The organism is Prosthecobacter sp., from assembly GCF_044226605.1.
Taxonomy (GTDB): domain Bacteria; phylum Verrucomicrobiota; class Verrucomicrobiia; order Verrucomicrobiales; family Verrucomicrobiaceae; genus Prosthecobacter.
Map to the genome: position 1 here is coordinate 101644 of NZ_JBGAGS010000015.1, position 20325 is coordinate 121968.

A 20325-nucleotide genomic window follows, 5' to 3' on the forward strand; every position below is an offset into this window, starting at 1 on the left:
AATGCGCCGGGGCAAATTTGGAGTGCGGTCGCGCAGATGCGAGGCGCAGGCCTTGCATTGGAGCTACCGCTTTCGAGGGGTTTGTGGCTCGCGGAGACGCTGGGGGGCTTTCGTGCGCCGTGAGGGTGTGGTGTTCGGTGGGTGTGTGTTTCATGCGAGCCGTCCTGCCTGCGAAAGCGGTAGCTGCGGTCGTTCCTCCCTTCGCGACCGCACTCCATAGTCTGCTGCGCGAGATCGAGGGAAAGTCACCAGTCAGGAGCCACGGGGTAGTCGTCATCGACCTTGATCTGGTCGTGTTTGAACGCATAGACGGTCTGGACCCTGGCTGGGGTGACGACTTCCTCAAACCAGCGCGCGGAGCACCAGGGGTAGTCGCGGGCGGTGTGGACGATTCCGTGCCTCACGGCGTTTTGATGCGTGTAGTTCAAGCGGGCCAGATAGCTCTCTTCATACGTGAGGTGAGTCTCACGGAAGTTATGCCAGACCTTGCGTCCAGGTGTGGCATCCAGACGGTTCACCCATGTGGAGAGCTTGGAGTGAAACGTCTTGAGCAGCAGGCCCAGATTGTCGGGAGCGGGAGTGGAGGCCACAAAGTGATAGTGATTGGAAAATACCGCCCAGGCTTCGAGCTGCCAGCCGCCTTCATGCAGGGTCTTGAGCAAACCACGATGCACCACCTCCAACCTCTCGCGACTGCGAAAGTGGTGCTCTTTTTCATAGGTGCCCGCTGTGACAAAATAAGCGCCCCCTGCCGTGAGCCGATGCGGCGGGGCATGCGGCCATGCGATGGTGCTTTTCGGCATGCGGTGATGATTTGCGGAGAGCAAAGAGCAGGCAAGAGGAAAACGGATGTTCGAGGGTAAATTTGGAGTGCGGTCCCGCAGATGCGAGGCGCAGGCCTTGCATCGGAGCTACCGCTTTCGAGGGGTTTGTGGCTCTCGGAGGGACAGGGGGCTTTCGTGCGCCGTGAGGAGGTGTGGTGCTCGCTGGGGATGTGGAGGCGCGCACGCCGTCCGGCCTTCGAAAGCGGTAGCTGCGGTCGTTCCTCCCTTCGCGACCGCACTCCAAAAGGCTCCGCGTTCGTGTCGGCTGCTGCTCTGGGCTGGGAGCGCCAGTTTTTAACGGGCTCTGGCGACGCGCCGTTGAGCTGTGAGATGATCGATTGGCTTTCTTTGTGAAGGGGGCATGGGGACGTTCGCCCGGAGCCGGTTAAAAACCGGCGCTCCCAGCAAAAAGGCCAAGGCATTGCGCCCTGGCCTTTTCGATGATTCTTGACTGCTGCGATGGCTTACGCTGCCGCGCCTTCGAGCTGGGCTTCGCTCTTCTTCTTCTCGCGCTGGCGCACGTTGCTGTCGAGGATGCGCTTGCGGATGCGGATGCTCTTCGGAGTGCACTCGGCGAGTTCATCGGGGGCGATGTACTCGATGGCGCGCTCGAGGCTGAAGCGGATCGGCGGGGTGAGCTGGATGCCCTTGTCGTTGCCGGCGGCGCGGAAGTTGGTGAGCTGCTTGCTGCGGGTGGGGTTCACGGGCAGGTCGTCGGCGCGTGGGTTTTCGCCGATGATCATGCCGTCATACACCTGCTCGCCTGCGCCGATGAAGAGCTTGCCGCGCACCTGGATGGTGTCGAGGGCGTAGCTGGTGGCTTCGCCGGCTTCAGTGCTCACCAGCGTGCCGGTGCTGCGGGTCTGCATCGGTCCGGCATGCGGGGCGTACTCGCGGAAGAGATGGCTGTGAATGCCGTGACCGCTGGTCAGGTTCATGAGTTCAAACTCAAAGCCGATGAGGCCGCGAGTGGGAACATAGGCCTGCAGGCTGGTGCGGCCGTTGTGGGCGCTCATGTCTTCGATCTTGCCTTTACGCTCGGAGATGGATTTCATCACGCCGCCGAGGTAGTCGTCTGGCACGTCCACGTAGAGGGTTTCAAAGGGCTCGACGAGCTCGTCATTCACGCGCTTCATGATGACCATCGGGCGGGAGACGAGGACTTCGAAGCCTTCACGGCGCATCTGCTCCACGAGAACGGCGATCTGCATGGCGCCACGGGCGCTGACGTCAAAGATACCGGCGGTGTCGGTGTCCTTCACACTGATGGTCACGTTCATCTTCTGCTCGCGGTCCAGGCGGTCGCGGATCTTGCGGGAGGTCACGTGGTCGCCTTCGCGTCCGGCCAGCGGGCCGTCGTTCACCGCGAACTGCATGACGATGGTCGGAGGATCGATGGCGACGAAGGGCAGGGCAGGGGCGTCTGCGGCACCGGCCACGGTCTGGCCGATGTCCACGTCTTCAAAGCCGGAGATGCCGACGATGTCGCCAGCGGTGCCTTCCACGGAGTCTGCGGTGGTGAGCGTGGTGTATTGGAAAACCTTGGTCACCTTGACCGGGATGGCTTTTTCTTCGGGGGTCTTGCCGAGAAGGAAGACGCGATCGCCCAGCTTCACGGTGCCGCGGGTGACTTTGCCGATGGCCACACGGCCGACGAAGTTGTCCCAGTCAATGTTGGAGACGAGCATTTCAAAGACGCCGTCGATTTCCGCTTTCGGGGCGGGGATGTGCTCGACGATCTTGCCAAGGAGGAAGGTCATGTCGTGCTGCTCGCCGGTGGGGGAATCGGTGACCCAGCCTGCGCGGGCGCTGCCATAGACGAAGGCGGCGTTGAACTGGTCTTCGGTGGCGTCGAGTTCGAGGAACAGCTCCAGCACCTTGTCGTGCACCTTCTGCGGCTCGATGTGCGGGCGGTCCATCTTGTTGATGAGCACGATGGGCTTGATGCCCTGCTCCAGAGCCTTCTTCAAAACGAAGCGCGTCTGCGCCTGCGGGCCTTCATAGGCGTCCACCACGAGCATCACGCCGTCCACCATCTTCATCACGCGCTCCACTTCACCGCCGAAGTCGGCATGGCCGGGGGTGTCGACGATGTTGATGATGTGGTCGTTCCAGTGAACGGAGGTGTTCTTGGCCTTGATGGTGATGCCCTTTTCGCGTTCGAGGTCCATGGAGTCCATGGCGCGTTCGGCGATGGCCTGGTTTTCGCGGAAGTTGCCACTGGCGCGCAGCAGGCCGTCAACGAGCGTTGTTTTGCCGTGATCGACGTGTGCGATGATGGCGATGTTGCGAATTTTGTCTGGGGTCATGGGCGGAGGGCGGGCGTTTTTGGGGGAAGGGGGCCGCGAGGGTAGCAGCGTCTGGGCCATAGGCAACCAATTCGCTGTGCAGGTTTCGCCCCTTTTGAAAGATTTGGGCCGCCCCAGCCCCCGTCCCGCCCCCTTCTTCGGCGGGTGCGGCCCCTGCCAAACCTGCGGCGGGCAGTCGGGCGAAGGTGCTTTTGGCGCGGGGGCGGCACGCGCAGCGGTTGTGATGCAGGCCGTCAAACACGGGCCAGGCCTTTCCCGTTCTGGCTGGGTCATCCGTGATCCTCCGTGCCATCTGTGGTCAAAGAATCCAGACTTGGAACCACGGATTTCACGACCAGCACGGATCAGATGCAGTTCGTGTTTGAAACCTTGCGGCAAGCAGGCGGGCGAGAGTGCTTTGGGCGCGGCTATGGCAGCGCTTCAAAAAAGCGTGATGTCTTCCAACGCTTCATCTTGGCGCGTCAGAGCATGCCACCTGGAAGAACCATTGAGTGACGGCTTTGACCCATGGTTGAGGATGAGAAGATTGTGCAACGATATAGTCACCACGCATGAATGGCTGGCTGCAACAAGGAGCGGTAACAACAAGTCCCCCCTCCTTTAAAAAATGCCCCATCTTAGTCTGCAAGCGGCCCGCGCGCGCCGCCTGACGGCCCTGAGCCGTTATCGCGCCCTCATGCCCACGCTGCCCCTGAATTTCCTGCGCAGCATGTTTTGTCTCCTGACCTGTCTGGCCCTGATCCTCGCGGTTCAGGCCCAGGCGCAGGCCCAGTCCACCTGGAACACCACGGCCGGCACCTGGAACACCGCAGGCAACTGGTCACCCGCGAGTGTCCCTCTCAGCAGCAATGCGACATCGCTTCTCTTTAAAGGAAGCACGACGTACACCACCACGAACGACATCGGCAATTTCGTGCTGAACCAGCTCACGTTTGCCAACACGGCGGGCACCATCACCCTCGCGGGCTCGCCCACGACGAACGTGCTGGACTTCACCAATTCGACCTCAAACGGCGCGATGCTTTCCGGCATCACGCTCACGGGTGCGGGCAATGCCACGGTCTCCGCGCCGATCACCTTTGACGGTGAAACAACGGTGACGAATTCCGGCTCCGGCACGCTCACGCTCAGCACCGGCGCGCAAACGTACACGAACGGCACGAAGCAGACCTTCATCAACAGCGGCACCGGCACGCTGACCCTGGGAGACGGCGTCACGTATGCAAACAGTGGCAGCAACACGGGCCTGGTGATCAACCTCATCAACAACTCCACGACCGGTAAATTTCTCAATATTGGAGATCTCGGCGGATTCTCCAACACCACGATCAACGTCAGCGGCGCGGGCACGGTGCGCTTCAGCGGCTCGGCGGGGGACCTGTTTGGCAACTCCACGGTCCTCAATGTGCTGGGCGGCGGCACCTTTGACTTCAACAGCAACGGGGAGACCTTCGGCGCCTTGTCTGGCGGCGGAAACATCCTGATGTCCGGGACCGGCGCCTCCAATGTGGGCCTCTCCATGTCGCTGGCGGGCTACTATGTGTTTTCAGGAAAGCTCTCCGGCACCGATCCCAATGCAGGGTTCACGCTGGCGGGCTCCACCCAGACGCTGGTGCTCTCCGGCTCCGCCAGCGACTACGCGGGAGCCACCATCGTGAATGCGGGCAGGCTCATCGTGGCCGCCAGCGCGCCGAACGGTGCGGCGGGTGCCCTGGGAAATGCCACCACGGACGTGCTGGTGGGAAATACCAGCGGCACCAGCGTGGCTTCGCTTTTGCTCAACACGGACGCGACCAACGTGGGCAGAAATGTGCGCCTGCAGTCTGGCAACACCGCCGTGATGACCCTCGGCGGGCTGAACTCCTCCGGCACGGTGACTTACAGCGGCACTGTGACCCTGGGCAGCGACGGCGGTGTGGCAAAGGGGGTGACAATCACCTCCGCCAGCGGCGGCACGGTGGAGTTTACCACCGGCCTCCTGCGCGCCGCCTCCGCCACGGGCAGCACGGATGCGGTGACGCTTATCGGCGGCGGCACGGTGGCGTTTCGCGGTGCCAACACCTACACCGGCACCACCACCGTCAGCGGCGGCACTTTGCTGCTGGATGACACGACCAACAACGGCACCAAACTCAGCTCCACCGCAGCGCTCACGCTCAATGGCGGCTCGCTCACCCTCACGGGCAATGGCAGCGCGGCTTCCGCTGAAACCGTGGCCAGCCTCACATTAGGAAATACCAGCGGCATTCTCGGCGGCGGTGCACGCATCTCGGTGACGAGCGGCACGAACCAGAACGCGACCCTCACGCTCAATGCCATCACGCGCAACACGGGCACGACGGTGAATTTCAATCCCGTGAGCAGCGGCAGCGGCGTGGCCAGCATCACCACCACGACTGCCAACAACACCAGCGTCAGCAGCGGCAATGACGCCATGAACATCCTCGGCGCGTATGCCACCTACAAGTCGAACGACTGGGCGGTGAATGACGGCAGCGGCAACATCGTGGCGCTGGCAGCGGGCAGCTACACCACCTCTCTGGCCACCGGCCTGCACACCAGCCTGAGCGCCGCCACCACCACCGTGACGAGCAGCGGCGTCACCACCGCCACCACCAACACCCTGCGCCTCACCGGCACCTCCGCCGTGGCCTTCAATGTGGGCACGGACACGCTCACATTGGAGAGCGGCGGCCTGCTCGTGGCCTCCACTGCGGGTGCCACCAGCATCGGCACCACGAGCAAGCGCGGCGTGCTCGCCACTTCCACCGGCGAGCTGATTGTGCAGCAAAACAGCGCCTCCACGCTGACGATCAACTCCGTCATCAGCGGCACCACGCTCACGAAGTCCGGCGATGGCGCGCTGGTGCTGACGGGGACGAACACTTTCACCGGCGCCACCATCATCAATGGCGGTTCCGTTTCCGTCAGCGCGACGGGAAATCTGGGAGTCGCAGCGGCGGGCGTCACGCTGGATGGCGGCACGCTCACCATCACCGGAACTACTGGTATCGGCACCGTCAGCGCGACGAATCATCCGCTCACCATCGGCGCGGGCGGCGGCACTTTTAATTTCGCCACCGCGCAGACCGTCCAGGGCGCGGGCATCACCGGCACTGGCACGCTCACCCTCACCGGGGCCGGTGGCATCACCGTGGGCACCAGCGTCAGCACCTTCAGCGGCGACATCGTGATCAACAACGGCGTGGTGCGCATGAACAGCCAGCAGTTCACCAGCGTGCCAAGCATCACCGTGAACAGCGGCGGCACCTACGAGGTGAATGACGACGCCACGGGCACCTTTGGCGCGAATTCCACCAACGGCCGCATCTTGATCAATGGCAACGGCTTCGGCAGCAATGGCGCCATCCGCATCACCGATCAGACCACGGGTTCCGCGTTTGCAGATCCAAAGACGACCATCGTGAATGAAGTGGTGCTGCAGACGACTTCGCGCATCCAGGTGGACCCCACTGCCGCCACGGCTGGCAGCACAGCGCAGCTCACCATCACCGGCAATGTCACGGGCGCGGGCGGCCTGGACAAAACCGGTGCGGGCACCCTCATCCTCACCGCGCGGGACAACACCTACGCCGGCAGCACGCTCATTGAAAACGGCACGCTGCGCATCGACCTCGGCAATGACCGCCTGCCCACCGGCACCAGCGTCACGCTCGGCACCGGCACGACCTCGGGTGTGCTGCAGCTCAATGGCTATTCGCAGAGCATCACCGGACTCACCACCGCTGGCACCGGCACGGCCAATGCCGTCATCGGCGGCAGCGCCACATCCACCAGCCTGCTGGATGTGACCGTCGCCTCCGGCTCGCAGACCTATGGCGGCACTTTGGGCGGTGGCACAGGCGCGGCCAATAACCATGCGAACAACAACGTGGGCTTCATCAAAGACGGCGCTGGCACCCTGACGCTCTCCGGGGCCAATACCTATGACGGCGCGACGACGGTCAATCAGGGCACCCTGGCGCTGGGCAGTGCCGCGGCCCTCGGCAGCGGCGGTGCCTCGCTTGCCTCCGGCGCGGCGGGCACCACGGTGAGTGCGGGAGCCACGCTGGACCTCAATGGACAGAGCAGCGTGCAGGAGGTCATCACGCTCAATGGTACGGGCGTGTCCGGCGCGGGCGCGCTGGTGAACAACAGCGCCACAGCCGCCAGCATCGGCAGTGGCGTGGCCTCGCTGAGCTTTTCTGGCGTGAGCACCACCGGCTGGTCCGCAGGGGCCACGGTCACCCTTGACTCCTCCCCGGGTGGAAATGCGACTGCCACCGCCCAGCTCGGCCTCAGTGCAGGCAGCCTCTCGCTGACGAGTGGTGGTGCGGGTTACGGCCTGGCTCCGGTGGTCACGGTGAGTGGTGGCACGGGCTCCGTGGTCATCGCCTCGGTGGGCGTCACCAGCGCATCGTATGTCGTCACATCAAATACCACGACCTACAGCTCCGGCCCGACGGTGACGCTTACCAACGGAGCCACCGGCGTGGCCAATCTGGACACGAATGGCAAAGTCGTCAGCATCACGGTGACGAATCCCGGCACCGGCTTCACCGGCACGCCCACCGCCACCTTCAGCGGCGGCACCGTGCTGGTGGCCGGCACCGCCCCGACGGTCGCGGGAAACAACGCCAACTACACCGTGGTGGGGCTCACGATTGTGAATCCGGGAACCAATTTCACCTCCGTGCCAACCGTGACCATCAGCGGCAGCTCCAGCACTTCCGCGACGGTGGCGGGCAATGACGGCGCGTTTGTGCTGAACGGTGTCACCCTGGACAGCAGCGGTGGCGGCTATGCCACGACTCCGGGCGTGAACGTCATCGGCGGCACGGCCACTGCGACGGCCAATCTCAGCAGCGTGAATCTCGCCACCGACTCCAGCGTGGGCGGCAGCGGCGATCTCGCCATCAATGCCGTCGTCACCGGCGCCGGTGCCCTGACCAAAGTGGGCGCTGGCACCACGACTCTCGCAGCGGTGAACACCTACACCGGCACCACCACCGTGAGCGCAGGCACGCTGCAGGTCGGTGCATCCAGCGTGGGCCAGACCGGCACAGGAAATACGACCGTCAATGGCGCGGGCGCTGTGCTGGCAGGCACCGGCACCATCGCAGGGGCCACTACCGTCATCCAGGGCACCATCAAGCCCGGCGACAGCGCAGGAGCAGCCACCGGCACTCTCAACACGCAGAGCCTCACCTTCGTTCCCGTTGCCACCACTACCGTGGCCGAGCTGCAGATCACCGGCTCCACCGCGGGCGCCAGCCTCGCCTCCGACCAGATCAACATCACCGGTGCGCTCACACTCAACAGCCTCAGCAACATCCTCGTCAACGGCAGCGGCTACACCGCCGCCGTCGGCGACACCTTCAAAATCCTCGACTGGAGCGGCCTGCTGACCACCAACGGATTCAGCACCGGCACCGACCTCCGCACTGGCGCGAACTCCGCTGGCAACGAAGGCAACCTCGACCTCCCCGACATCACCGGCATCGGCCTCTGGAACATCAGCAACTTCTCCGGCAGCGGCGATCTCACCCTGACCGTCGTTGCAGTGCCGGAGCCCACGCGCGGCCTTTTGATGCTCTGCGGCCTCGCCATGCTGATCTTCCGCCGCCGCAGGCGGTAGGGCGGTCAAGAGGTCAGGGCATGCCGCCGAAGCACACCCATCCATCCCCCAACGCCCACGCAAGGCACATGCCCCCACTGGGAGCGCCGGCATCTTGCCGGCTCCGGACGCGCCTGCAGCCAGATTGCGGGTAAACAAACGAGCGCGAAACATTCCGCCAGCCCACGCCTTGGAATCGACCGAGTAGCCTGAAATGCTTCTTCCTGGTATGAGGCGCAATTCGGGGAAGTACGACAGACACTCCTGTCTGTCGGCCAGCGCTCTCTCAGGCCGACTCGCCATCGACTGACCTCACACGATGCGAAGCAGGCCTCTGTGGGAATTCCGTGCACCAAGCGTGTCTGCGCGGGCGCTGATCGACAGACAGGAGTGTCTGTCGTACCCATCAGAGGCGGCGCGCTGATCAAATTTCGAGTGCACCCAAAGCCGCCGACGAATCAAGCTCCGCCAGCGTGAAACTTGAAACTCCTTCCCGCCATCGAGTTCGTGCAGGAGGGCGTTCAACCAGAAGACCACATCCTACCACGCCATACCCATCCCTGCTTCTCCGCTCATCCTCGCGCAGCCTTTTGCATTTTCCCGCAACTTTTTCTTTGACTCCTGAAAAACGGGCCCAATTAAAAACATCGGCATGAACAACTCATCACCGATACCCAGCACCGCTTCCAGCCTTCAGGCCAGGAAGATCACCCGCAAGGAACTCGCCGCCTACTGCGGCTTTTCCGTGCGCACCATTGACGAACTGACACGCACCGGCGTGCTCCCTTACTTCAAGATCGGTGGGGGTGTGCGCTACGACCTCGCCGAGGTGGAGGCCACGCTGCGCGAGCGTTTCCACGTGCAGGCCCGTGTGCCCGCTCCTGAGCAGCAGCAAACGCAGAGCGACAGCCCCGGCACGTCCGCCACCAGCACCGCCACCACCGCCTAAAAGGAAACGAAATACCACAAAATACCACTCCGAACACATTCGCCAGACCACCCTTCCACCCCCCTGACCACACCATGCACTACCCAGCCGAAAATGTCGGAGCCATGCTGACGGCACCCGATTGCGAAATACAGATCATCGCCGCCGTGATGGACGATCACGCGGACTGGCTGCCCGGCATCGCCGCCATCATCCAGCACCCCGAGGCCTTTGTGGATCCCGGGCGCCGCAGCGTGTGGGAGCTGCTGCTGGACATGCACAGCCGGGGCGAGGCCATCAGCGTGCAAACCGTCTCCGTGGCCCTGCGCCGGCAGCATGCCGTGCCAGACGCCAATGAGCGCATCTGCCTGCTCACCGAGCAGCATGGCATCTTCAATGTGGAACTCGCGCACTGGCATGCGCGGCAGGTCGCCCAGGCGCACGCGCGCCGCATCCTTGCAGAAGTAGGAGAGATGGCGCAGACGGCGGACGCCGGGCCGCAGGAGATGGCGGCGACGCTGCGGGAAAATTTGAAACGGCTGGAACAGATCGCCTACTCCACCGGGGAGGATGCCCCGCGCCCGCTGCCACTCGGCGCGGCGCTGCCCCCCGTGAAGCCCTTTGACACCGCCTGGCTGCCCGCGCCCTTTCGCCCGTGGATCTCAGACATCGCCGAGCGCATGCAGTGCCCGCCGGAGTTTCCTGCCGTGGCTGCCATGGCCGCGCTCTCCAGCATCGCGGGGCGCCGGTTCTGCATCCAGCCCAAGGAGAAGGACGACTCCTACACCGAGTTTCCGCATTTGTGGGCCATGCTCATCGGCAGCCCCTCGCTCATGAAATCTCCCGCCATGCAGGCCGTCATGCGCCCGCTGCGCGAGCTGGAAAAAATGGTCTGCAAAGAGCACGAGCTCGAGGTGGGGCAGCGCCAGGCGAATGAGATCGAGGCACGCATGAAGCGCGGTGCTTTGGAAGCCGCCGCGCGCAAGGCCGCGAAGAATGGCGAGGCCTTTGACTACGCGCAGCTCGTGGAGCCCGTGGGCGGCGAGCCGCCGCCGCTGCGCCGCTTCATCGTGAATGACGCCAGCATCGAGGCGCTCGGCGAAGTGCTGCGGGACAATCCCACCGGCACCCTGCTTTATCAGGACGAGCTCGCGGGCCTGTTCGCGCTTTTGGAAAAGGATGGCAACCAGTCTCTGCGCGCCTTTTTGCTGCAGGCCTGGAGCGGCAAGGAGGGCTACACTTTCGACCGCATCGGGCGTGGCCGCCGCTACATCGAGTCCTGCGTGCTCAGCCTGCTCGGCAGCATTCAGCCCGGCGTCATCGCCGCGCACGTGCGCGAGGCCAATGGCCACAGCGCCGGAGCCGATGGCTTCCTGCAGCGCTTCTCCCTCATGGTCTGGCCGGACGTGAATCCCAACTGGCAGGACGTGGACCGCCCCCTGTGCCGCGATGCCGAATGGGAGGCCTCCGATGTCTTCCACGCCTTTGAAAACATCACCAACGCGCAGCTTCTCAAAAACGGCGTGCAGACCAACCGCGACAACATCCCCACCTTCCATTTCGCGCCGGATGCGCAGGAGCTTTTCAATGACTGGCGCCGCGTGCTGGAGCTGCGCCTCCGCAGCGGCGTCATGACTCCCGCCATCGAAGCCCACCTCGGCAAATACCGCAAGCTCGTCCCCGCCCTCGCCCTCCTCACCCACTTCGCCGAGCAGCCCGGCGGCGGCGTGACCCTCTCCGCCCTCCAGCGCGCCATCTCCTTCGCCGACTGCCTAGAATCCCACGCCCACCGCGTCTTCACCTCCGCCCGCGTGGCTGAGAGCGATGCCGTGAAGACCCTGCTGAAAAAGCTGTGCGATGGCAGCGCGGGGCTGCCGGAGGAGTTTAAGGCGCGGGATGTGCGGCGGAAGGGGTGGACCGGGCTCATGTCCACAGAGGATTCTGAATCAGCCTGTGAAATGTTGGCGGAGCATCGCTGGCTCATTCCCACGCAGCAGTCCGCCAATTCCAAAGGCGGCCGTCCTACCACAAGCTACCAGATTAATCCACTGGCGAAAAAGACGCTCGAAATTCAAGGGACCGCTTCGCTGCGGTGAAACGGACGGTGCCGGGGAGGTTTCGTCGGTTTCGTCGGTGTGTTTTGAGGGGTGAAGCTTTTTTTTGAAGACGCGGGCGGAGAGGGGAGAGGTGATGCAGTTGGTGCGGGGGAGGTTTCGTCGGTTTCGTCGGTGTATTTTGAGGGGGGAAGGTTTTTTTTGAAGAGCGGATATGCATTGGGGTAGTGTGTGTTTTCACCCTGGCCGCACCCTGTGCGGGGGGGACTATCGCCATCATGGACAAAGGGCTGGAGGTGGCGCGACTGGTGCCGCCGCAGAAGCGCGCCATGACTGATTCCATGGCTGACAGGAAGCCTGCAGCAGACGCCGCGTGGATGAAGCACCGACTGGAAGAAATCGAAGCCATCTTTCCCGAGCCAGTCATCGGTGCATCCGAAGAGCTGGAAGCCTCACGTGCTGACATCGTTTGATCCATGGTCTGTGTGGATTCCAGCCTGCTCTTAAAGCCATCTGGCGGTACGCTCCCTGGATCTCCTGCATGTAGCCCTGGCCTTGGAGGAAACTATTCAGGGCCGTGGTAATGGGATGGAAGATGCTGGCGTAAGGAGGCTTTGGGAGGCCCCTCACCCTAACCTCTCCCCGAAGGATGCACAGAGCTGCGAGGTCTAGGGCGGGGAGAGGAGGTTCGCGTTGTGACTCCGACTGAGTTTTAAAGCGTCCCAGCGCCAATCCCCTCTCCCCGTCCGAAGCTTGATAGCTGAATGCTGACTTCGGGGAGAGGGTTAGGGTGAGGGGCCTCCCAAAGCCACCGAGACGCCGCTGCCAGATTCTCTACGAACATCAATAGTTACCCTTGGAGCTTGATACCACCGAGTTCCTGACCTTCGATGACCGCCAGAAGCAGGCCGCCATCTTCGAAGGTTTGAAGGCGTGGCCATGAAATGCCACCTGCTGGTATCGTTTTCCACCCCTTGCCTCCCTTTTCCATTGCCGTTCAGTTTCAGGTTCTGCTGACGGAGCGCGAAAAAAAGGTGCCCCTCCCAAAACACACCGACGAAACCGACGAAACCGACGAAACCGACGAAACCGACGAAACCGACGAAACTGGAATGACTCGCGAAGCTGAGAAAGCTCATGGCGAGGGCTTGTGCGGCTGGCGGCGCCGTGCGGCTGCCGCTTTCGAGCGTCTCGAGACGGGCGAGGGCTTGTGCGGCTGGCGTAGGCCGTGCGACTGCCGTGTTCGGGGGGCTCGCTGTTGTCCGCATGCTGGCACCGCCTGCGGAAAGCGGTAGCTGCGGTCGTTCCTCCCTGCGCGACCGCACTCCATAGTCTGCTGCGAACGCGCTGGGCAATTTTGGAGTGCGGTCGCGCAGATGCGAGGCGCAGCCTTGCATCGGAGCTACCGCTTTCGAGGGGATTGTGGCTCGCGGAGGGACAGGGGGGCTTTCGCGCGCCGTGCGGTATGGGGTGCTCGGTGGGTGGGTGTCTCACGCACGCCGTCCTGCCTGCGAAAGCGGTAGCTGCGGTCGTTCCTCCCTGCGCGACCGCACTCCAAATTGGTGCAGTGGCCTCGCGTCGCCCCGTGGCAGTTTTTTACCCGCTGGGCTGGGCGTCGAGTTTCGTATTGGATCAAGCGGGTGCATGCGGTAACGCTTGGCATCAGACGGCACCTCATTCACTTTTTCGACCATGAACACATCGCTCAAAGAGTTTCTGATGGGCCTGCCGCCGGGGGCGCAGCTTGACGTGGGGCAGGTGGAATTTTTGCTGGAGGAGGCGTGGGGGTCTTTGCGCGGGGCGAGGGATGGCGGGATGAAGGCGCACAAGATCCGCGGACGGACGGAGGGGATGAGCTGGGAGCCGCCGCTGCTGAGTTTTGAGATCGAACGGCATGGTGGCACGGTGAATGGATCGACCCGCGCGGAGATGCAGCGCTGGTGTGTGGACGTGGTGGCGCACACGGCGGAAATCGTAGGCACCCGCAAACGCCAGCTCCACGCCATGGCGAAGCGGATGAACGTCAAAGGTCCGGCAGCGGAAGTGGCCGAGGCGATTTTAAACAACCAGGAGAGCGCCTTTTTCAAACGGTCTCCGGACGGCCGGGTGAGGATCCTGATCAGCGATGTCGTTCCCTCCGAAGGAGCCTTCAAGCAAACCGTCTCAGGCCGGCGCAAGCGCTTCCGCGCCGCCCTGGAAGCCCTGATCAAACCGCACGGCTGGTCCGAGATCTCGACCAACACCTACAAGAAGAGCGAGCCGGGGGCTTGAGCTTCGCGAAGCGTCGGCGGCATGTGCCAGCGAAGTTTTTGGAAAAGGTGGTGCACGTCGTTTTACGGCAGCGTTTTTCCAGGCTACCGCTCCCACCCCACCCCCATCAATCAAACACCACCGTCTTGTTTTTCACCACCAGCACGCGGTCGCTGACGTGCCACCAGAGGGCTTTGGCGAGGACGGTTTTTTCGAGGTCGCGGCCGAGGCGGACGAGGTCGTGGACGTCGTCTTCGTGGCTGACGCGCATGACGTCCTGATGAATGATGGGGCCTTCATCGAGATCCGCGGTGACGTAGTGGCTGGTGGCGCCGATGATCTTCACGCCGCGCTGGAAGGCCTGATGGTAGGGCTTGGCACCGACGAAGGCGGGCAGGAAGCTGTGATGAATGTTGAGGATGCGATGCGGAAACTCCGCGATCATCGCGGGGCTGATGATCTGCATGTAGCGCGCGAGCACGACGGTGTCGATCTTGTGCTGACGCAGCAGCTCGATCTGCGCGGCCTCCTGCGCGAGCTTGTTCTCCTTGGTGATGGGGAAATGGTGGAAGGGGATGCCGAAGCGCTCGGCGGCAGGACGCAGGGTTTCGTGATTGGCCACGATGAGCGGGATGTCCACCGCGAGGTCGCCGGATTCATGGCGGGCGAGGAGATCGTAGAGGCAGTGGTTTTCCTTGGTGACGAAGAGGGCGATGCGTTTGCGCTGGCTGGCAAAGCTGAGGCGCATCTGCATTTCATGCCGGCGCGCCATGGGCTGCAGGCGTGACTCGATCTCCTCTTTTTCGAGCGTGAAGTTTTCCAGGCTCCATTCCAGGCGCATGAAAAAGGCGTTCTGCTCCTCATCGATGTGCTGCTGCAGATCGATGATGTTTCCCTGATGCGAGAAGATGAAGCCGGTGACGTCATGCACGAGGCCGGGGCGGTCCGGGCAGTGAATGAGAAGGGTGGCGATGTCTGCGGAGGCCATGACGGGGTTTAAAGTTGGAAGGTTAAAGTTTAAAGTTTGAAGCTGTAACGCTGGCGCGGGAGTTCGGGTTGAACTTGAAACCTTAAACTTAAACTTTGGAACCCGGTGCAGCGGGGAAGCGCGTGCAAATGCCTTCGCCATCGATCAATGAGGGGATCTGCTCGGCGTGACGGCCGGAGGCGATGATGCACTCCACGCCGCCGTGCACGGCGTCCTGCACGGCGCGCAGTTTTGAGATCATGCCGCCGGTGCCGAGGGTGGATTTTTCCTCCTCGGCGTGGTGGATGACCTGATCCACATCATGCACCACGGGGATGGGGCCTTCAGCGGGGTTTTTCATGTCGCGCAGCAGACCGGGGGCGCTGGTGAGCAGGATGAGGACATCGGCACCCCAGAAGCGGGCCACGCGGGAGGAGAGCTTGTCATTGTCTCCGTAGCGCAGCTCTTCGATGGCGACGGAGTCGTTTTCATTGATGACGGGCACCACCTGGCTGAACTCCAGCAGGCGGTCCAGCACGGCCTTCACGCGCGGCGCGCGGTCGGCGTTTTCAAAGTCTTCATGCGTGACCAGAAGCTGGGCCACGTGCAGGCCGTGATCGCGCAACAGGGACTCGTAGGCGTGCATGAGGTGCGTCTGTCCCACGGCGGCGAGCGCCTGCAGGGTGGTCACATCGGTCGGGCGCTGGCTGAACTCCAGCGGCTTCAGGCCGGAGGCCACGGCACCGCTGCTGACGACGACCACGGAATGCCCGGCGCGCCGCAGCAGCGCCACAGCCTCCACGAGCTTGCGCAACTGCACGGGATCGGGTTCCGGTGCGTCTTTGCGCGTGAGAATGCCGGAGCCGAATTTGAGTACGATGCGCTTGGAGGCCATGAGGGGGTAGGGAAACGAGGGGCGGCGAATATGGCGGGCTGCGCAGTGATGCAAAGGGCAAATGGGTGCTGTGAAGCGGGAAATGAGAGGCGTGGGGATGGAAAGAGGCAGGCGTGGGGCTGCAAAAAGGCGCAAAGAGGCGCAAAAAACGGGGGAGGGGTGCAGCGCGGATGGAACTGCGGAGCGGCTGGACTCTTGGGAGAAGGATGGTGGAAAGAAGATGAACTCGCAGGTCCCACGCCGCCGGGAGAATTTGCTGAAAGCGGGTGGCGCGGGTGGTGTAGCGCGGTATTCCGATACCGCGACGGTGCCGACTCGGTATCGGAATACCGAGCTACAATCTCGCACGTTCGCGCAAGGAGTGACTCGGGAGAGCGCCTGGACTAGTGGCGGCTTGAGGGTGAACAGAAAATACGCTCTCAGGCTTCTCTCCCGGAGAATTGGCTCACAGCGGGTGGCATGGGAAATGTAGCGCGGTATTCCGATACCGCGACGGTGCCGACTCGGTATCGGAATACCGAGCTACAACTCCGCACGTTCACGCAAGGTGCGATTCGGGAGAGCGGATGGACTAATGGCGGCTTGAGGGTGAACAGAAATACGCTTTCAGGATTCTCTCCCGGAGAAATTGCTCAAAGCGGGTGGCATGGGAAATGTAGCGCGGCATTCCGATACCGCGACGGTGCCGACTCGGTATTGGAATTGCCTTCGGCTGTCTCCGCTTCGCTTCGGCTCCGAGCTACAACCTCGCACGTTCGCGCATCGAGTACTCGGGAGAATTGGAGAACGCAGAGTTCTTTTTGGATTCCTTTCTGGAAATCTCTGCGGCGTTCCAGCCTCTGCGGTGTAAGTATTCTGGAGAGGTGTTTCGATCTGCCCCCGCGAGACGTATTGAAGAGATGCAGCCGCATTCCTCGTCTCCTCCAGCGCTGTCTTTGGCAAGAGCCGCGCAGGTGCAGCCGTAGTTGTTTCACCCCCATGATTCGCAGCCGCCATGTTCTCGCTTTCGCATTGCTCACCACCCCGCTCGCCGCGGAGGTGGCCAAGGTCCATCCGGCTCAGGCCATGGGACTTCTGAAGACGCAGTGCCTCGGCTGCCACAATGCGGACAAAAAGAAGGGCGGCCTCTCCCTGGAGACGCGCGATCTCGCCCTCAAAGGCGGTGAAAACGGCGCGGCCATGGTCTCGGGCGATGCCGACCACAGCGCACTCATCAAGGCTCTCAATGACCCCGGCGATGCGCACATGCCGCCGAAAAAACAGATGCCGGAGAAGCAGATCAACCTGCTCAAGGCCTGGGTGAATGCGGGCGCGCCGTGGGATGACGCGGCGCTGAAGAAATTCGGCGAGCTCACACCTGCGGACAAGCTCACTGCTCTGCCCGCGAGCCACACTCCCGCCGCCGCCATGGCCCTGAGCCCGGACAGCAAGCGGCTGGCCGTGGGGCGGGGGAGTCAGGTGCTGATCCGCGATGTCTCGGCGAAGGACGCGCCCGTGATCGCCACGCTGGAAGGGCACAAGGATGTGGTGCAGTCCCTCGCGTGGAATGCGGATGGCTCGCTGCTGGCGGCGGGTGGTTACAGGAGCGTGCTGGTGTGGAATGCGGCCGACTGGAAGGTGGCGCACACTTTGACCGCACCGCTGGAAGGCCGCGTCACAGCGCTGACTTTCCTGCCGGACAAGACCACGCTCGTTCTTGCGGACGGCGCCATCAGCATGAAGGGCCTGCTGCACCGCTGGAAGCTCGGCGAGCCCAAGCCTGCGCAAACCGTGGAGGCGCATGCGGACAATGTTTTGAGCCTGGCCCTCAGCAAAGACGGCAAACAGATCGCCACCGGCGGCGCGGACAATCTCGCGAAGGTGTGGGACGCCGCCACGCTGAAGGAAGTGGCGAAGATCGAGGGGCATGTGGGTCACATCGTGGCCGTCGACTTCAATACGAATGGCAAATGGCTGGCCACCGGCAGCGCGGACAAAGACCTCAAGGTGTGGGACATCGCCAGCAAGGAGATGATCATGCTGCTGGGAGACAAATCCGCGCCGGTGAATGCGCTGCTGTGGTCTCCGGACTCGACCAGCCTGACCTATTTCATGGACAACGGCAGCGTGCACAGCGTGACGGAGCTCAAGGAGCACGACGGCGTGCGCCTGGCCTTCACCTCCGGCAAGGACAAGCGCACAGGCACTGTGGAAGGCGTGCCCAATGCCGCCGTGATGACGGCGGATGGCAAGAACGTCTTTGCCGCCACGGACGCGGGAGACGTCTTCCTGCTCGATGAAAAGCAGCAGCTTGCCAAGCTGCCCGGGCCGGCGGTCGCGGCTGCACCTGCCACGCCCAATCCGAAGGCGCTGTCTTTTACACAGGACATCCTGCCCGTGCTGAGCAAGGCAGGGTGCAATCTCGGAAGCTGCCACGCGAAGTCTTCGGGTCAGGCAGGCTTCAAGCTCTCCATCTTCGCCTTCGATCCGAAGGGCGATTACATGGAGCTGGTGAAGGACTCGCGCGGCCGCCGTGTTTTCCCCGCATTGCCGGAGGACAGCCTGCTGCTGCAGAAGTCTGTGGTGCGCGTGCAGCACGAGGGCGGGCAGCGCTTTGAGCCCGATTCCGAATCCGCCAAAACCATCGCCGAATGGATCCGCCAGGGCATGCCGTATGAGACGCCCGGCCAGCCCGCGCTCACGGGCATCGAGGTGCAGCCAGCGGAAAAGACGTATCGCAAAAACGAAGCGGGCACCTTGAAGGTCACCGCGAAATACAGCAACGGCACCACGCGCGATGTGACGGGCCTCACGGACTACATTTCCTCCGAGAAATCCATCGCCTCCGTTGATGAAGAAGGCCGCATGAAGACCACCAGCGAGAGCGGCGAGACCGTGATCGTGGCGCGTTACATGGGGCAGGTGGCCATCTCCCGCGTGGCGGTGCCTGCGGACAAGCTGCTGCCTCCGGAGCGCTATGCCGGGCTGACGGTGCGCAATGAGATCGACAAGCTCGTGTATGCACGCCTGCAGAAGCTCGGGCACCTGCCCAGCGAGAGCTGCACCGATGGCGAGTTCCTGCGCCGCAGCACGCTCGATGCCATCGGCATGCTGCCCACGGTTGAAGAGGCGCGCGCCTTTGCTGCAAACAAAGATCCCAAGAAGTACGAGCAGTGGATCGACGCCCTGCTGCAGCGCCCCGAGTGGGCGGACCATTGGGCCGTGAAATGGGGAGACCTCATCCGCCCCAATCCCTCCCGTGTGGGCGTGAAGCCCGTGTATCTGCTGGACCAGTGGATCCGCCAGAGCTTCCGCGACAACAAGCCCTGGGACCAGTTTGTGCGCGAGCTGCTGACGGCGCAGGGAAACACGCATCAGTACGGCCCCATGGCCGTGTGGCGTGACAAGCGCGAGCCCGTGGACGCCGCCACCTTCATCGGCCAGATTTTCCTCGGCGTGCGTCTGGAGTGCGCGAAGTGCCACCACCACCCCACCGAGAAGTGGGACCTCACGGACTACTACCAGATGGCCGCGTTCTTCACGCAGATGAAGCGGAAAGGGCAGGGCATCTCCGCACCCATCAGCGGCGAGCCGGAGCAGATGTGGTTCACGCCCGGCACAGCGGGCATCGAGCATCCCGTCACCAAGGCCACGCTCAAGCCGCGCCCGCCTGCGGACAAGGAGATCGCCATCGGAGAAACGCAGGACCCGCGCGCCGTGCTGGCAGACTGGATGACCGATCCGCACAATCCTTACTTCGCGCCCGCCGTGGTGAACCGCGTGTGGTCCAGCTTCATGGGCCGCGGCATCGTCGATCCGGTGGATGACTTTCGCGCCTCCAATCCGCCCAGCAACGCCGCGCTGCTCGACTGGCTGGCGCAGGATTTCGTGAAGCACGGCTACGACCTGAAGCACCTCATGCGCACCATCATGCTGTCACAGGTGTATCGTGAAAGCAGCCTGCCCAATGAGACCAACATCGCCGACCTGAAAAACTACAGCCGCAGCTACCGCCGCCGCCTTCCAGCCGAGACGCTGCTGGATGCCGTGTGCGCCGTGACGGAGGTCAAAGAATCCTTCTCCGGCACGCCCGCCGATACGCTGGCCAAGCAGACGTGGAATCACAAGCTGGAGAGCCAGTTCATGGACGCCTTCGGCCGCCCGAACGCCAGCTCCGAATGCCCCTGCGAGCGCGATGCCAAGCCCAGCGTGGTGCAGGCCCTGCACCTCATGAATTCCACCAAGCTGCAGGAAATGCTCGTCAGTGCCAAAGGCCGCGCCACCCGCCTCGCCAAGAGCGATCTTCAGCCCGCGCAGATCGTGGAAGAACTCTACCTCGCCAGCTACTCACGCCTGCCCACCAGCGAAGAAGCCGCCATCGCCGGCAAAGCCCTGGACGTCGGCGCACAGAACCGCCAGGCCGCGATTGAAGACGTGATGTGGAGCCTGCTGAACTCGGCGGAGTTTGTGTTTAATCATTGAGGACTCGGCTGGTCGCAAAA

General features: G+C 63.1%; 10 protein-coding genes. 6 read left to right on the forward strand and 4 right to left on the reverse strand.

Going from position 1 to position 20325, the window contains the following annotated elements; all coding sequences use genetic code 11:
- Positions 1-245: 245 nt before the first annotated feature.
- The gene (locus ACILSO_RS20970) at positions 246-803 is read right to left on the reverse strand and encodes a transposase (protein WP_395739408.1); all 558 of its coding nucleotides are present in this window, start codon (positions 801-803) and stop codon (positions 246-248) included.
- A 485-nt stretch (positions 804-1288) separates the two neighbouring features.
- Positions 1289-3133: a translational GTPase TypA gene (typA, locus tag ACILSO_RS20975; RefSeq protein ID WP_395739409.1), complete on the reverse strand. Its 1845-nt coding sequence runs from the start codon at positions 3131-3133 to the stop codon at positions 1289-1291.
- A 607-nt stretch (positions 3134-3740) separates the two neighbouring features.
- Here typA and ACILSO_RS20980 point away from each other — a divergent pair.
- The 5 genes from ACILSO_RS20980 to ACILSO_RS21000 all read left to right on the forward strand — a co-directional run bounded on the left by ACILSO_RS20980 (position 3741) and on the right by ACILSO_RS21000 (position 14003).
- A complete protein-coding gene (locus ACILSO_RS20980) occupies positions 3741-8771 on the forward strand; it encodes a beta strand repeat-containing protein (RefSeq protein ID WP_395739410.1) in 5031 nt (1676 codons plus the stop codon).
- A gap of 631 nt (positions 8772-9402) precedes the next feature.
- On the forward strand, positions 9403-9699 hold the full coding sequence (locus ACILSO_RS20985) for a helix-turn-helix transcriptional regulator (RefSeq protein WP_395739411.1): 297 nt from the start codon (positions 9403-9405) through the stop codon (positions 9697-9699).
- Positions 9700-9773: 74 nt separating this feature from the next.
- Positions 9774-11774: a DUF3987 domain-containing protein gene (locus ACILSO_RS20990; protein WP_395739412.1), complete on the forward strand. Its 2001-nt coding sequence runs from the start codon at positions 9774-9776 to the stop codon at positions 11772-11774.
- 236 nt (positions 11775-12010) lie between these two features.
- A complete protein-coding gene (locus tag ACILSO_RS20995; RefSeq protein ID WP_395739413.1) occupies positions 12011-12205 on the forward strand; it encodes a hypothetical protein in 195 nt (64 codons plus the stop codon).
- Between the two features lie 1219 nt (positions 12206-13424).
- A complete protein-coding gene (locus ACILSO_RS21000; RefSeq protein WP_395739414.1) occupies positions 13425-14003 on the forward strand; it encodes a hypothetical protein in 579 nt (192 codons plus the stop codon).
- A 106-nt stretch (positions 14004-14109) separates the two neighbouring features.
- On the opposite strand, the gene purU is transcribed toward ACILSO_RS21000, so the two are convergent.
- The gene (gene purU, locus ACILSO_RS21005) at positions 14110-14970 is read right to left on the reverse strand and encodes a formyltetrahydrofolate deformylase (protein WP_395739415.1); all 861 of its coding nucleotides are present in this window, start codon (positions 14968-14970) and stop codon (positions 14110-14112) included.
- A gap of 88 nt (positions 14971-15058) precedes the next feature.
- Positions 15059-15844, reverse strand: a complete 786-nt coding sequence (proB, locus tag ACILSO_RS21010; RefSeq protein ID WP_395739416.1) for a glutamate 5-kinase — start codon at positions 15842-15844, stop codon at positions 15059-15061.
- Positions 15845-16822: 978 nt separating this feature from the next.
- Between proB and ACILSO_RS21015 the strand changes: the two genes are divergently transcribed.
- Positions 16823-20305: a DUF1553 domain-containing protein gene (locus tag ACILSO_RS21015; RefSeq protein WP_395739417.1), complete on the forward strand. Its 3483-nt coding sequence runs from the start codon at positions 16823-16825 to the stop codon at positions 20303-20305.
- Positions 20306-20325 lie beyond the last annotated feature (20 nt).

What these genes read in the sequence shown, in the direction of transcription:
- ACILSO_RS20970 (WP_395739408.1), bottom strand. Translation starts at nt 803, where the DNA reads ATGCCGAAAAGCACCATCGCATGGCCGCATGCCCCGCCGCATCGGCTC.
- typA (WP_395739409.1), bottom strand. Translation starts at nt 3,133, where the DNA reads ATGACCCCAGACAAAATTCGCAACATCGCCATCATCGCACACGTCGAT.
- ACILSO_RS20980 (WP_395739410.1), top strand. Translation starts at nt 3,741, where the DNA reads ATGCCCCATCTTAGTCTGCAAGCGGCCCGCGCGCGCCGCCTGACGGCC.
- ACILSO_RS20985 (WP_395739411.1), top strand. Translation starts at nt 9,403, where the DNA reads ATGAACAACTCATCACCGATACCCAGCACCGCTTCCAGCCTTCAGGCC.
- ACILSO_RS20990 (WP_395739412.1), top strand. Translation starts at nt 9,774, where the DNA reads ATGCACTACCCAGCCGAAAATGTCGGAGCCATGCTGACGGCACCCGAT.
- ACILSO_RS20995 (WP_395739413.1), top strand. Translation starts at nt 12,011, where the DNA reads ATGGACAAAGGGCTGGAGGTGGCGCGACTGGTGCCGCCGCAGAAGCGC.
- ACILSO_RS21000 (WP_395739414.1), top strand. Translation starts at nt 13,425, where the DNA reads ATGAACACATCGCTCAAAGAGTTTCTGATGGGCCTGCCGCCGGGGGCG.
- purU (WP_395739415.1), bottom strand. Translation starts at nt 14,970, where the DNA reads ATGGCCTCCGCAGACATCGCCACCCTTCTCATTCACTGCCCGGACCGC.
- proB (WP_395739416.1), bottom strand. Translation starts at nt 15,844, where the DNA reads ATGGCCTCCAAGCGCATCGTACTCAAATTCGGCTCCGGCATTCTCACG.
- ACILSO_RS21015 (WP_395739417.1), top strand. Translation starts at nt 16,823, where the DNA reads ATGATTCGCAGCCGCCATGTTCTCGCTTTCGCATTGCTCACCACCCCG.